This window comes from Pseudomonas sp. GL_091 (genome assembly GCF_057837725.1).
Genome location: NZ_CM174451.1, coordinates 644,703 through 657,897, shown reverse-complemented (window position 1 = coordinate 657,897; position 13,195 = coordinate 644,703). Strand labels below are relative to the sequence as shown.

The following is a 13,195-nucleotide window of genomic DNA, read 5'->3' as shown; positions in this document are numbered from 1 at the left end:
GGCAGCCGTTACACGGCCACCTTTTGAAAAGGCAAATCAGATTTCGTACTCACCAATCTTGCGCTTGGCGTTATCGCCAAGTGTTGTTCGAATATACTCTCGATTACTTTCCACGAGCGAAGGTACTTTCCGGAAAACGGACTCACCACGATACAGCTTGACCTTACGGGAATCGACATCCACGAACAGCACTTTAGTGGAGGTATTCTCACGAATAAAACGTACCGTCCCCAGTGCCAAAGTGACTTCACCGTTTTGTTCAGTACAGGTCCCGGCTGCCATACCGCCGACGCCATGATCCAACATGTTTCGCTCGTAGACTGTCAGTTCGGTTTCGCGTTTTTTCAAAGCACTAACGGCGTCGCCTGCTACTTTGAGCATCAAGGCAGTGGCCGTTCCTGGTAGTGCAAGCCCCGCGATGACCGAGCCAAGAATCTCCAGCACCAGTTTATCCATGCGAACGGTGTTCCCGCTTACATTTAGATCGTTGTAGTATTTTTGAGAGGGCACCCAACCGGCACTCGACATGACCTCAACAAACTGCAGATACCACTCTTTCCCCTGCGACTCTTCTGGGTATTTTTTATTCGCAACAAGGCTCGCAAAAAGAAAGGCATGTAAAACATCCTCCCGATTCTGCGCACTGAGATTTGCGGTGAATGCCAGAATACCTTCCCCTACAACAGCAGCTTTGGCAGGCTCCTGAATATCGCCATATGGATTACCCGACCGAACGATATCCACTTCATAAGAACGCAACCGTTGAATACTGGCGTCTATATCAAACTGATCCATCCTACCACCAATCATAATTTTATCCTTTCCAGTTAAAAACAAGCTCTCCGTGAACTTGACGAAGCAACTTTAACCAAACAACAAAACATCAACAAACAAAAACTTGTAACCTTAGTTCGCCAACATAACCATGCAACGGCGCATCAGCAACTTCACTTATTTAACAGTGCAAACTTATTATAACTTTTCAATCCGAGCACACAAAAAACCGAACTACTGATAGACTCCACTGCAACAATTTTCCGCTGCGAGCCAAAATCATGCTCCACGTGCTGTTTAGCGTTTATCTGAAGATGCTGGTGCTCTACAGTCCGTTCTTCGTGTTGTCCTGCTTCATCAGCCTGACCCGTGGTTACTCACGCAAGGAACAACGTCGGCTGGCGTGGAAAGTCGCGATTGCCACTCTGGTGTCCAGCGTTTTGCTGTACCTGTTCGGACGGGTGATTTTCAGCGTGTTCGGCATCACCGTGGACGCCTTTCGCATCGGTGCCGGTAGCGTGCTGTTCATCTCGGCGCTGGGCATGGCGCAAGGCAAGTCAGCGGTACAGACCGACAATGTGCAGCAGGATGTGACCATCGTCCCGCTGACCATCCCGCTGACAGTCGGTCCGGGCACCATTGGGGCCTTACTGGTGATGGGGGTCAGCCAGCCACACTGGGACGACAAGCTCACGGCCATTGTCAGTATTGCCCTGGCCAGTTTCACCGTTGGAGTGGTGCTTTACCTGTCCAGCCGAATCGAGCGAATCCTCGGCGAGCAGGGTCTGCAAATTGTAAGTCGGTTGATGGGGTTATTTGTTTGCGCGCTGGCCGCGCAGATCATCTTTACCGGGGTGAAGGGGTACCTGGTGCCCTGACTCTTGATCGCAGTGGAACACGGTTGCAGGAACCGTGCTCCACCCAGCAAATCAGGACGTTGGCTTCTCGCCATACCAGCGTGGCGTGTACACCCACTCCCCACCTTCGACGCGAGGGAACACGCACGTGGTGCTCGAGCCGATCAGCACCATGGTGCGCATGTCCACCTGATCAGGCGTCAACGCTCCCAGGTTTGTAACCCGTAATGTCTGTCCCGGACGACCGATATCCCGCCCCAGGACTACGGGCGTTTCCGGCAACCGATGCCGGGCAACGATCTCGAGGGCCAGCCCCAGTTGCCACGGACGTGACCGCGAGATCGGGTTGTAGAACGCCAGGGCCAGGTCGGCCTGAGCGGCCAGGTCCAGACGCTTCTCGATGATCGACCATGGTTTGAGATTGTCTGAAAGCGACAGTACGCAGAAGTCATGACCCAAGGGCGCCCCGGCCTGGGCAGCCGTCGCCAGTGAAGCCGAGACGCCCGGCAGCATTTCCAGATCGACGTTGTGCCAACGGGCATCGGTAGATTCGTGAAGCGCTTCCAGCACCGCCGCCGCCATGGCGAAAACACCCGGATCGCCAGACGACACCACCACCACCGAACGCCCTTGGGCAGCCAGTTCAAAGGCATGACGGGCGCGCTGCATCTCTTCTCGATTGTCCGTGCAATGCTGCACCTGGTCGGCACGGAACGGCCCTGCCATGCGCACGTAGGTTTCGTAACCCAGGATGTCGTTGGCGCGAGACAGTTCAGCCTTCACCGCCGGCACCATCAGTTCGGCAGCACCTGGCCCGAGGCCGATTACCGCCAGCCGTCCACGCGGCCGACCGATCTGCAACGGGTCCAGCGGTTGCTCTGCCACGGCCATGGCAACCGTGTCGTTACCCAGGATCGAAACCGGGTGGTCGATGGCTGTACGCAGTCGCTCGCCGGCATCTACACCGGCGCTGGTAAAACGCAACGGCACACCCAGTTCCAGCGCCGCATCACGCAGCGTCGGGTTGGCCATTTCGCTGTCTGCAGCCAGCAGGCAGCTCAACGATTGCACTGCGACCTTCGCTTGATGCAACGCCTCGCGGACCGCCGAGGCGACATCCTCCAGACCGGCATCCACGGCGACCACAACGTTGCGCGGGTAGATCAGCAGTTCGTTGGGCGCCGGTTCGCGCTCGGCATGACCGACATGCACCGCCAGCCGCGCCAGCGCATCTTCAGGCAACTGCGCCTGGGCCAGCCACGGCGCCGTGCCTTCGATGCGCACCGTTTCACCGGCCAGCAGATCGGAGACAAAACGCTTGCCCAACTCCAGATCGCCAAGAGCATAGCCACTCGGCGGATTGAGCAGGCAGGTGCCGAAACGCAACTCGCCGCTGGTGGTTATTGCTGCCGCGACGTCAAGCGCCGCAGCAATCTCTCGGGCCATGACATTCACCCCGCCGAGGCCGCCCAGCAGCGGCACCACCGCACTGCCGTCTTCGGCAACGGCCAACACCGGCGGCTCTGCACCTTTTTCCAGCAGCAATGGCGCCAGCGTACGGATCACAATGCCGGCCGCGCACAGCGCAATGATTGGCGTGTCCTGTTGATACAACTCGCGCAGGGTTGCGCCGAACTCGCGATAGACACGGTCGGCGCCGTCTACCCGTTCAGCCAAGCCATGAATCAGCGCTCCGGGATAGACCTGCTGAATCTTGCGTGCGATTGCGAGGCTGCCATTGCCAAGAATGACAATCGCCGGAACTGGACGAGTCATCAGCCTTGCCACCTTTCGCCGGGAACGATGATCAACGAGAAGTACGGCGAGGACATCGGCTCGACCTGATCCAGTGGCACGATCTTCTGATTGGCCATGGTCGCGCGCTCGACATACAACGCGCGTTCGGCCAGCCCGAGTTCTTCCAGCACCTGGCGAACCTTGGGAAAGTTGCGCCCCAGTTTCATGATCACCGCCGCATCGGCATCGGCCAGGCGACGCTTGAGTTCGTCGTGCGGCAGCACACCGGACAACACCGACAGACTCTGATTGCGATACACCAGCGGCGCACCGAGCACCGAGGCGCCGCCGAGCATCGAGCACACGCCCGGCACGACTTCGGCCTGATAACGCTCGGCGAGCCGGTCGTGCAGGTACATGTAAGAGCCGTAGAAGAACGGATCGCCTTCGCAAATCACCGCCACGTCGCGACCGGCATCAAGATGCGTCGCCAGTTCGTCGGCGGCGTCATCGTAGAAGTCGCTGATCACTTGCTCGTAGGACAATGGTGCAGGCAAGGCTTCGGTGGTCACCGGGTACACCAGCGGCAACAGATTCTGTGCGTCTTGCAGATGCGCCTCGATGATGCCGAAGGCATTGCCCTTTTTACCCTTGGCGACGAAGTACGCCACTACCGGCGACTCGCGCAGCAAGCGCAGGGCCTTGACGGTAATCAGTTCCGGATCACCAGGGCCGACGCCGAGGCCGATCAAACGTCCAGGTTGCTGCATCATTCGATCTCCGTGGCGAGGGCATTGACGGCGGCGGCGGCCATGGCGCTACCGCCCAAGCGACCTTGCATGATGACAAAAGGCACGCCACGGCTGTCGGCCGCCAGCGCGGCCTTGGATTCGGCGGCGCCGACGAAGCCCACAGGAAAACCGAGGATCAGCGCCGGTTTCGGTGCGCCGGCGTCGAGCATTTCCAGCAGGTAAAACAGCGCCGTCGGGGCGTTGCCGATGACCACCACGCTGCCTTCAAGGTGCGGGCGCCACAGTTCCAGCGCAGCGGCTGAGCGGGTGTTACCCAATTCACGGGCCAGTTCCGGAACGCTCTCGTCGCGCAAGGTGCAGATCACCGGATTGCTCGCCGGCAACCGCGCGCGGGTCACGCCTTCGGAGACCATCCGCGCATCGCACAAAATCGGCGCGCCGGCCGCCAGCGCATCACGCCCGGCCTTGCCCGCCCCTGCGGAAAACTGCAAACCGTCGATGGCCTCGACCATGCCGCAGGCGTGAATCACACGGACCGCGAGTTTTTCCAGATCGTCCGGGATTCGGTCGAGGTTGGCCTCGGCGCGAATGATCGCGAAGGAGTTGCGATAGATCTCCTGACCGTCGCGGATGTAATCAAGCATCAAGGGGGCTCCGTGAGCGGGCGTCGAGCAGGGCCGCGACCGCTTCAATAGTAAGGTTGCGTGCGTGCAGCGCGCCGAAGCCCGGCTGCGCTGCATCGCGAAAATAGAGATCGTAGTGACCGTGGGCGACGGCCAGTAATGTGACAGGCGACGTATGCGCGGCGGCGCAGGAACGCGGGCAACCGCTCAAGTGTATGTTCAGCGCCGGTCCATGGCGGTGCAGCAGCGCGGCCAGTTGCAAGGCATCGCCCTTGGTCTCGGCCAACCCCTTGGCGCAACCGCTGGAACCGGTGCAGGCGATCAACCGGGACAATGGCTGACCGGCTTCACAGGACAAGCCCAAACGTTGCAAACGCCGCATGACTTCGGCGGCGTTTTCCATGCGGACATTGGGCAACAGCAGGCTTTGCCAGGGTGTGAAGCGCAGGCAGGAATCACCGAACTCTCGTGCCAGTTGTGCCACGCCCCGCAGCATCGCCGGATCGAGCCGCCCCAGCGGCGGGACGGCCCCCACATAGACGACACCGGACTCGGCCTGGGGATGGACACCCATGTGCAGATCACTGGAACCCGAAACCCGCTGCCAACCGACAACGGCTTGAATCGATACACGCTCAGCCAGCCGAAGCAGAACGTCCTCGACCGAATACTCGGTCAGCAAATGACGCATTCGCGTCTGCTCGGGGCGCGCCAGTTCAAGGAACAACTCAAGGACCGCGACCACCAGTGCGTGCCCGTCAGCCAGTGCAACCGAACCGGCGGGGCTGTCCGTCGGGCATCCCGCCAGACCGAACGCCAGCCGTAGTTCGCCGTCTTGCTCAAACGCCGAGAGCCACAGGTCATGGGGATGTTCGAGCATCGCCAAGTCTTCTCCGCCATCGAGTTGCACGGCGAATTTGGCACTAAGGTCGTGGAAAGCTTCGTGGTTTTGCAGTGTGGCGAGGATCTGCCCGGCCAGCGGGCGAGTGTCGAACAGCATGCGCCGATCGATCCCGGCGCCGGGGCTGAGCATCAGGTTGCGCACATCGTCGCCAGCCGCCGTACGCGGTCCCAGATCGGCGGCCAGCAGGCTATCGATCAACGCCGATTGCTCGTTGCCGATGCCGCGGATCTGCAGATTGGCCCGGTTGGTCGCCTCGATCGCTCCGCTGGCGAAACGCTCGGCCGCAGCCGCCACAGCCACGCCCTGGTCGCTGTTGATCGAGCCACCGTTCAACTTGATCCGGCAGATGCCGCCATCCAGTGCTGGGACAATACGCAGCAACCCCGGGCAGGCCGAGGGGCGTAAGGCAGTGGACAGCGGACGTTCGTTCAAGGCGGACCCGTTCAGGTGGCGAGGCGATTCACGGCGAAAGTGCGCGGTATTATGCCTGCTTTACTTCGCTGCATGAAAAGACTCCGGTCGGGAAGAGAAGGCAGTCAGCTCAAGGAACCCGCGCTATCATGCCGCCCAACAACGTTGAACGCGTGATTGAGGAACGGCATGACACCCTGGCTGACGGTAGTAGGCATCGGCGAAGACGGTTTCAAGGGCCTGGGCAAGAACGCCCGGCATGCGCTGTTGCGCGCTTCGAAAATCTTCGGCGGCCAGCGGCACCTGGAGTTGCTCCCACCGTGCATACGCGGCGAGCGCCAGCCGTGGCCGAGCCCTTTCTGCCTTGAATCGCTGCTGTCGCTCCGTGGCGAACCCGTTTGCGTCCTGGCTAGTGGCGATCCGATGTTCTTCGGCGTCGGCGCCAGCCTCGCCCGGCAACTCCCCGCGGCCGAGATGCTGACGCTTCCCGCGCCGTCCTCTTGCTCGCTGGCCGCGGCGCGAATGGGTTGGCCCTTGCAGGAAGTGGTCACGTTGTCGGTGGTTGCCCGCCGCGTCGCCGCACTCAGCGCGCAGTTGTTCAGTGGCGTGCGCTTGCTGGTGTTGAGCAACGACGGCAGCAGCCCCGCCGCCGTCGCCGCACTGCTGCGTAAACGTGGTTTCGGTCCGAGCCGGATAACTGTGCTCGAACATTTGGGCGGTGAAGCCGAGCGGCGTGTCGACGGTACCGCCAGCGACTGGAACGATCCGCTGATCGCCGACCTGAACCTGATCGCCATCGAGTGCATCGCCGAGCCGAACACGCTGCGCCTGTCGCGACTGGCCGGCCTGCCGGACTCGGCGTTCCAGCACGACGGCCAACTGACCAAACGCGATGTGCGCGCCATCACCCTTGCGCGCCTGGGCCCGGTCCCTGGCGAACTGTTGTGGGACGTCGGCGCCGGCAGTGGCTCGATCGGCATCGAATGGATGCGCGCTCACCCCAGTTGCCGCGCACTGGCCATCGAGGCCGATGCGGGCCGACAAGCGTTGATCGAACATAACCGCGACGCCCTCGGTGTTCCCGGTCTGCAACTGGTTCGCGGCAGCGCGCCGCAAGCATTGGCCGGGCTGGAGCGGCCGGATGCGATTTTCATCGGCGGCGGTGTCACCCGCGAGGGCGTACTCGATACCTGCTGGGCCGAACTCAAACCCGGTGGCCGGCTGATTGCCAACGCAGTCACCCTGCAAAGTGAAATGACCCTGATGGCCTGGCGCGAGCAACACGGCGGGGAGTTGACCCGCATTCATATTGCCCAGGCACAACCGCTGGGCGACTTCGACACCTGGCGCCAGGCCTTGCCGATTACCTTGCTGGACGTGACGAAACCCTTCGATGCGTGACGAAACCGCCGAACAACCCGCCCCCCTGCGCAGCGGCCTGACCACCGGCAGTTGCGCCACGGCCACCAGCCTCGCCGCCGCGCGTCTGCTGCTGGCTGGCACATCGACCGATGCGGTGGAAATCGTGTTGCCCAAGGGCAAACAGGTGCAGATGCGCCTGGAGTTCTGCCGCCTCACCGAGGACGGTGCCGAAGCAGGAACCCTCAAGGACGCCGGTGACGACCCGGACGTGACCCACGGTGCGCTGCTCTACTCCCAGGTGTGCCTGAGCGCCGAACCGGGGACTCGCTTCAAGGCCGGTCGCGGTGTCGGCACCGTGACCCGGCCCGGGCTGGTGCTGGGTGTCGGCGAGCCCGCGATAAACCCGGTGCCACGCAAAATGATCAGCGAACACCTGGCCCGACTGGCCGACGAACTCGGCTACAGCGGCGGTTTCGAGGTCACGGTCAATGTCGAGAACGGCGAGGCACTGGCACTGAAGACCATGAACCCGCGTTTGGGCATTCTTGGCGGCCTGTCGATTCTCGGCACCAGTGGCATCGTCCGGCCGTTTTCCTGTGCGGCCTATATCGCCTCGATCCACCAGGGCATCGACGTGGCGAAAACCAACGGTTACCTGCACATCGCTGCCTGCACCGGCAACGCCAGCGAAGACACCATGCGCCAGGTCTACAACCTGCCGGAAATCGCCCTGATCGAAATGGGCGACTTCGTTGGCGCCGTGCTCAAGCACCTGCGCAAAGTGCCGGTGGATAAACTCAGCTTGTGCGGTGGTTTCGGCAAGATCAGCAAACTGGCGGCCGGGCACATGGATTTGCACAGTCGTCATTCGAGCATTGACCTGCCGCAACTGGCGCTATGGGCGGCGCAGGTCGGCGCCGATGCGGCGTTGCAGCAGAGCATCCGCGAGGCCAACACCAGCCAGCAGGCACTCGCCATGGCCGCCGCAGCCGGGGTCGCACTGGGTGATGCAGTCTGTCAGCACGCCCTGGACTTTGCCCGTAGCGTGGTGCCGGCGCAGGTTCAGGTGGAAGTCTTTGCCATCGATCGCCAGGGCGGGATCGTTGGCCATGCGGGAGCATTTCAATGAAACGCATCCTTTTGCTCGGCGGCGTGACCGAAGCCATGGCCATTGCCCGCACGCTGGGACCGCAGCATATCTACAGCCTGGCCGGTGTCGGTCGGGTGCCGACCGATCTGCAATGCCAGGTGCGCGTCGGCGGCTACGGCGGTGCCGAGGGTCTGGCGCAGTTCATTGGCGATGAAGGCATCGATCTGCTGCTCGACGCCACTCACCCCTACGCTGCCCGAATCAGCCAGAACGCCGCGACCGCCGCGCGCTTGAGCGGTATTCCCTGCTGGGCGCTACGACGTCCGGCCTGGCAAGCCCAGGCGGGTGATGACTGGCGGGAAGTCAGCGATTGGGCCGAACTGATCGACGCCCTGAAGCCTTTCCGTCGACCGCTGTTCACCCTCGGTCGCGAGCCCCTGCAACATCTGGACGAAATTCCTGCTGAGCAATTCTGGACCCTGCGCGCACTGGATATGTACCCGGGCAACGATCGCTGCGAAGTGATCGGCGCACGGGGCCCCTTCCTGATCGACGATGAACGTGAGTTGTTCGAACGGCGAAACATCGACGTGCTGATCAGCAAGAACAGCGGCAGCACGGCGACCGAGCCGAAGCTGGAAGTCGCGCGCGAGCGTGGTGTGCCGGTGATCGTATTGAAACGTCCGGAATTGCCGGGAGTTGATCGGGAGTTTGAAAGGGTGACAGAAATCCTGACAGCCCTGTCGCATTTCGACTGCTCCTGATCCCCCGTCCACCGGGACTTTTCCTACGACACCTTCGGAGTACGCCGATTATCCACTCCGGGTCTCCAACCCTATAGTCCGGCGGATTCTGAACAAAGCTCCAGCACTACTGGCGCGTTGAAATTCACGACTATCATGAAGGCTACGAAAGGATGGCGCTGCGACACCAAACCGCACGCCGCCTTTTTACTTATCGGCCCTGATCAGGCTAAATAGCCCGCGCCTGATCGCCCACCCAAACGGATTTTGTCCCATGTCCCGACAACGGCTCGCAATTGCCTGGATAGCCTGCTTCGCAGTGCTGTTCAACATGCTCGCCATGCCGATGTCCGGAGCGATGGCACAAACGGCGAAGTCTCCTGCCGAACAGTTGTTGTGGGGCAGTTTCTGCAGTTCCAGCGGCACCAGGATGGTGGCGATTTCCATCGGGGACCTTGAACAGAAAGCCCCGCAAAGCGACGATCATTCCAACATGCAGCATTGCTGGTGCTGCTCGGGTTCTGCGCCATTGGTGGCGTTGCCGGGGCATTCGCCACAGCTGTATTTCGCGCACTTCGAATCCAACCGAAGCCTGCCTGCAACTTCGCTCGACAGCCCGTCACCGCGCCAGCAATGGCCGAGTCTCAACCCCCGCGCTTCCCCTCTGGTGTGATTTTTTCTCGCAATTGACTGCGTTTTAAATCGTTCCGGAGAACTGCCATGTTGAACAAACTCATCGTTCTGGCCGCGTTGCTGCTGCCTGCCTGCTTTGCCAATGCCCACGAATACAAAGTCGGCGAACTGGAAATCGCGCATCCGTGGTCCCAGGAGTTGCCACCCAATGCGCCGACCGTTGCGGCGTATTTCGTGATCAACAATGAAGGCAAGACCGCCGACCGCCTGCTCAGCGTCGACACCCCCATTGCCGGCGAAGCGCAATTGCATGAGCACGTGATGCAAGGCGACATGATGAAAATGCAGCACGTACCGAGCGTGGAAGTGCCCGCCGGAGGCGAGGTCACTTTCGCGCCGATGGCCTATCACGTGATGTTGCTGGACCTCAAGGACCGCAGCCTGCTGGTTGACGGCAAGCGTTTCCCCATGACGTTGCACTTCGAGAAGTCCGGTGACGTGACGGTCGAAGTTGCGGTGCAGAAGCAGGCGCCGGACGCCATGCAAGCGCACGTGCACAAGCCGTAATCGCCTGAACTGAAAACGCCCATGCGCCCGCTTAGCGCCAGGTCATCCAGGTCACGCGATCAGGCATTGAGCCTGACACGGGGCAGCTGGATCAGCCTGTTCGCCATGCTGATGATCTTTATCGGTCCGCTGATTTCTCAGTCGATGCCGATGGATTCGCGCGCCATGTCGATGACCATGCCTGTGGGTATGGACATGAGCATGGACATGTCGGCGATGGAGCATGCCGACCATGCCACGCAAGCCACCGCCGAGCATTGCCCGCCAGCCCCGGGGCACCATGTGCTGTGGGAAAAATGCGGCTATTGCAGCCTGCTGTTCAATTGCCCGGCGCTGACCGGCGGCGTGTCTTTCGCCAACTTCGTCATCCCGCCCGTCAACACCTTCAGCACCCCCTCCCCACGCCTGGGCCATGCCCGGCAAACCTTCTTCCCCGGCGCCCGCACCCGCGCCCCACCCGTCGTCGCGTAAACACTCACTTCTGATTTCACACGCTCCGCAAGACAGCCAACGCTCACTCCCACAGGGATTGCGCAGGCTGCCGGCCGTGTCGTTTACGACTGTTCGATGGAAATTGTCATGTCCAGGTTTTCTGCTGTCCCGTGCTTGAGCCCTGCCCAAGCCTCTTTTGCCCTGAACGAATCCGGCGCTCGTTTCAGGCACGCCACCGCGATCCTGTGCGGTGCCTTGCTGGCGCCTTCTGCGCTGGCCGATGAACATTCCAGCCACAGTGACGAACTGAGCCCGACAGTGATTACTGCCGTTGCGCCCAGTTCACCATTGACCATCGTCACCAACCCCAAGGACCCGCGCCAACCGGTGCCGGCCAGCGATGGCGCCGATTACCTGAAAACCATCCCGGGCTTCGCCATGGTGCGCAATGGCGGCACCAATGGTGACCCGGTGCTGCGTGGCATGTTCGGCTCGCGGCTGAACATACTCACCAACGGCGGCATGATGCTCGGTGCCTGCCCGGGCCGCATGGACGCTCCGACTTCCTATATCTCGCCGGAAACCTTCGACAAACTCACCGTAATCAAGGGCCCGCAAACCGTGCTGTGGGGACCGGGTTCCTCGGCTGGCACTATCCTGTTCGACCGCGAGCCAGAGCACTTCGGCGAACTCGGCACGCGGGTCAACGCCAGCGTGCTAGCCGGCTCCTACGGTCGCTTCGACAAACTGGTGGACGCCGCAGCCGGCGGTCAGTCGGGTTATGTGCGGGTCATCGGCAACACCGCGCACTCCGACGACTACCAGGACGGCAACAACGACACCGTGGCGTCGCGCTATGACAAATGGAACGGCGACATGGCCGTCGGCTGGACCCCGAATGCCGACACCTTGCTGGAGTTGACCGCCGGCCGTGGCGATGGTGAAGCCCGCTACGCCGGGCGCAGCATGGACGGTTCGCAGTTCCTGCGCGAAAGCCTCGGCTTGCGTTTCGAGCAGTCCAACATCGGCGACGTACTGGATAAAGTCGAGGCGCAGATCTACTACAACTACGCCGATCATGTGATGGATAACTACACCCTGCGCACGCCATCCGGCACCGGGATGATGGCTGGGCCCATGGCATCCAACGTTGACCGCCGCACCCTCGGCGCCCGGGTCAAGGCCACCTGGCGCTGGGCCGATGTGCAGCTGATCAGCGGCATCGACGCGCAGACCAACGAGCATCGCCAGCGCAGCGCCATGGGCGTCGACACCTACAAGGACCTGCCGTACACCAAGGATGCCGACTTCCATAACTACGGTGTGTTCGGCGAACTGACCTGGTACGCCGCCGACCGGAACCGCCTGATCAGCGGCGCACGCCTGGACCGCGCCTCGGCCAAGGATTATCGGCAGACCACCGGCTCGGGCATGATGACCCGCCCGAATCCGACCGCCGACGACACCCGCGCCGATACCCTGCCCAGCGGTTTCATCCGCTACGAGCATGACCTGGCCGACAGCCCGACCACCTTGTATGCCGGTCTCGGTCACACCCAGCGATTCCCGGATTACTGGGAACTGTTTTCACCCAAGTCCGGCCCCGCCGGTTCGGTGAATGCCTTCGATTCGATCAAACCGGAAAAAACCACCCAGCTCGATTTCGGCCTGCAATACAAGACCGAAAACCTCGAAGCCTGGGCCTCGGCTTACGTCGGGCAGGTGCGCGATTACATCCTGTTCAACTACACCCCGACAATGATGGGCATGACCTCGCAAGCCGAAAACATCGACGCGCGAATCATGGGCGGCGAACTGGGCGTCGCTTACAACTTCACCGAGAACTGGAACGCCGACGCGACCCTGGCCTACGCCTGGGGCAAGAACAGCAGCGATGGCAATGCATTGCCGCAGATGCCGCCACTGGATGCCCGTTTCGGCCTGACCTACAGCGAAGACAACTGGAGCGCCGGCGCACTGTGGAGAGTGGTCGCCGCGCAAAACCGCATCGACCAGAACAAGGGCAACGTGGTCGGCAAGGATTTCGGCAAGACGCCGGGCTTCGGCGTGTTCTCCCTCAACGGTGCCTATCGGATCAACAGCAACTGGAAGGTCAGCAGCGGCGTCGACAACCTGTTCGGCAAGGCTTACGCCGAGCACTTGAACCTGGCCGGCAACGCCGGTTTCGGCTACCCGGCCAATGACCCGCAAGCCATCAAGGAGCCGGGACGAACGCTCTGGACCAAGGTGGATATGAGTTTCTAACCCTTGAGGGCGTCCGCTCCCCTGCAGGAGCGGGCTTGCCCGCGA

At 61.6% G+C, this 13,195-nt stretch carries 13 protein-coding genes; 8 read left to right on the top strand and 5 right to left on the bottom strand.

Features of this window, described 5'->3' with window-relative positions; genetic code table 11:
• Positions 1–36 precede the first annotated feature (36 nt).
• On the bottom strand, positions 37–795 hold the full coding sequence (locus tag AC3ITY_RS02940) for a hypothetical protein (RefSeq protein ID WP_489307542.1): 759 nt from the start codon (positions 793–795) through the stop codon (positions 37–39).
• A 260-nt stretch (positions 796–1,055) separates the two neighbouring features.
• Here AC3ITY_RS02940 and AC3ITY_RS02935 point away from each other — a divergent pair, with 260 nt between their 5' ends.
• Entirely contained in the window at positions 1,056–1,652 is a 597-nt protein-coding gene (locus AC3ITY_RS02935) for a MarC family protein (RefSeq protein WP_103397182.1), read from the top strand.
• A gap of 51 nt (positions 1,653–1,703) precedes the next feature.
• On the opposite strand, the gene cobJ is transcribed toward AC3ITY_RS02935, so the two are convergent.
• From cobJ to cobG, 4 genes are read right to left on the bottom strand one after another with little or no spacing between them, the layout of a single operon-like run.
• The gene (cobJ, locus tag AC3ITY_RS02930) at positions 1,704–3,407 is read right to left on the bottom strand and encodes a precorrin-3B C(17)-methyltransferase (protein ID WP_489307541.1); all 1,704 of its coding nucleotides are present in this window, start codon (positions 3,405–3,407) and stop codon (positions 1,704–1,706) included.
• A complete protein-coding gene (locus AC3ITY_RS02925) occupies positions 3,407–4,138 on the bottom strand; it encodes a precorrin-2 C(20)-methyltransferase (protein WP_046039991.1) in 732 nt (243 codons plus the stop codon). The genes cobJ and AC3ITY_RS02925 overlap by 1 nt, the downstream gene beginning before the upstream one ends.
• The gene (locus tag AC3ITY_RS02920; RefSeq protein WP_489307539.1) at positions 4,138–4,764 is read right to left on the bottom strand and encodes a precorrin-8X methylmutase; all 627 of its coding nucleotides are present in this window, start codon (positions 4,762–4,764) and stop codon (positions 4,138–4,140) included. Before AC3ITY_RS02920 ends, AC3ITY_RS02925 begins: the two co-directional genes overlap by 1 nt.
• Positions 4,757–6,079, bottom strand: coding sequence for a precorrin-3B synthase (gene cobG / locus AC3ITY_RS02915; RefSeq protein WP_489307538.1), 1,323 nt, complete (start codon positions 6,077–6,079; stop codon positions 4,757–4,759). The genes AC3ITY_RS02920 and cobG overlap by 8 nt, the downstream gene beginning before the upstream one ends.
• A gap of 168 nt (positions 6,080–6,247) precedes the next feature.
• Here cobG and cbiE point away from each other — a divergent pair, with 168 nt between their 5' ends.
• The 7 genes from cbiE to AC3ITY_RS02880 all read left to right on the top strand — a co-directional run bounded on the left by cbiE (position 6,248) and on the right by AC3ITY_RS02880 (position 13,150).
• A complete protein-coding gene (gene cbiE / locus AC3ITY_RS02910) occupies positions 6,248–7,459 on the top strand; it encodes a precorrin-6y C5,15-methyltransferase (decarboxylating) subunit CbiE (RefSeq protein ID WP_489307536.1) in 1,212 nt (403 codons plus the stop codon).
• Positions 7,452–8,549, top strand: coding sequence for a cobalt-precorrin-5B (C(1))-methyltransferase (locus AC3ITY_RS02905; protein ID WP_489307534.1), 1,098 nt, complete (start codon positions 7,452–7,454; stop codon positions 8,547–8,549). The genes cbiE and AC3ITY_RS02905 overlap by 8 nt, the downstream gene beginning before the upstream one ends.
• Positions 8,546–9,274, top strand: coding sequence for a cobalt-precorrin-6A reductase (locus tag AC3ITY_RS02900; protein ID WP_489307533.1), 729 nt, complete (start codon positions 8,546–8,548; stop codon positions 9,272–9,274). Before AC3ITY_RS02905 ends, AC3ITY_RS02900 begins: the two co-directional genes overlap by 4 nt.
• A gap of 253 nt (positions 9,275–9,527) precedes the next feature.
• The gene (locus AC3ITY_RS02895) at positions 9,528–9,926 is read left to right on the top strand and encodes a DUF2946 domain-containing protein (protein WP_489307531.1); all 399 of its coding nucleotides are present in this window, start codon (positions 9,528–9,530) and stop codon (positions 9,924–9,926) included.
• A 47-nt stretch (positions 9,927–9,973) separates the two neighbouring features.
• Positions 9,974–10,453: a copper chaperone PCu(A)C gene (locus AC3ITY_RS02890; protein ID WP_223462753.1), complete on the top strand. Its 480-nt coding sequence runs from the start codon at positions 9,974–9,976 to the stop codon at positions 10,451–10,453.
• A 21-nt stretch (positions 10,454–10,474) separates the two neighbouring features.
• Positions 10,475–10,924: a DUF2946 domain-containing protein gene (locus tag AC3ITY_RS02885; RefSeq protein WP_489307530.1), complete on the top strand. Its 450-nt coding sequence runs from the start codon at positions 10,475–10,477 to the stop codon at positions 10,922–10,924.
• A gap of 108 nt (positions 10,925–11,032) precedes the next feature.
• Positions 11,033–13,150: a TonB-dependent copper receptor gene (locus AC3ITY_RS02880; protein ID WP_489307528.1), complete on the top strand. Its 2,118-nt coding sequence runs from the start codon at positions 11,033–11,035 to the stop codon at positions 13,148–13,150.
• Positions 13,151–13,195: the final 45 nt, after the last annotated feature.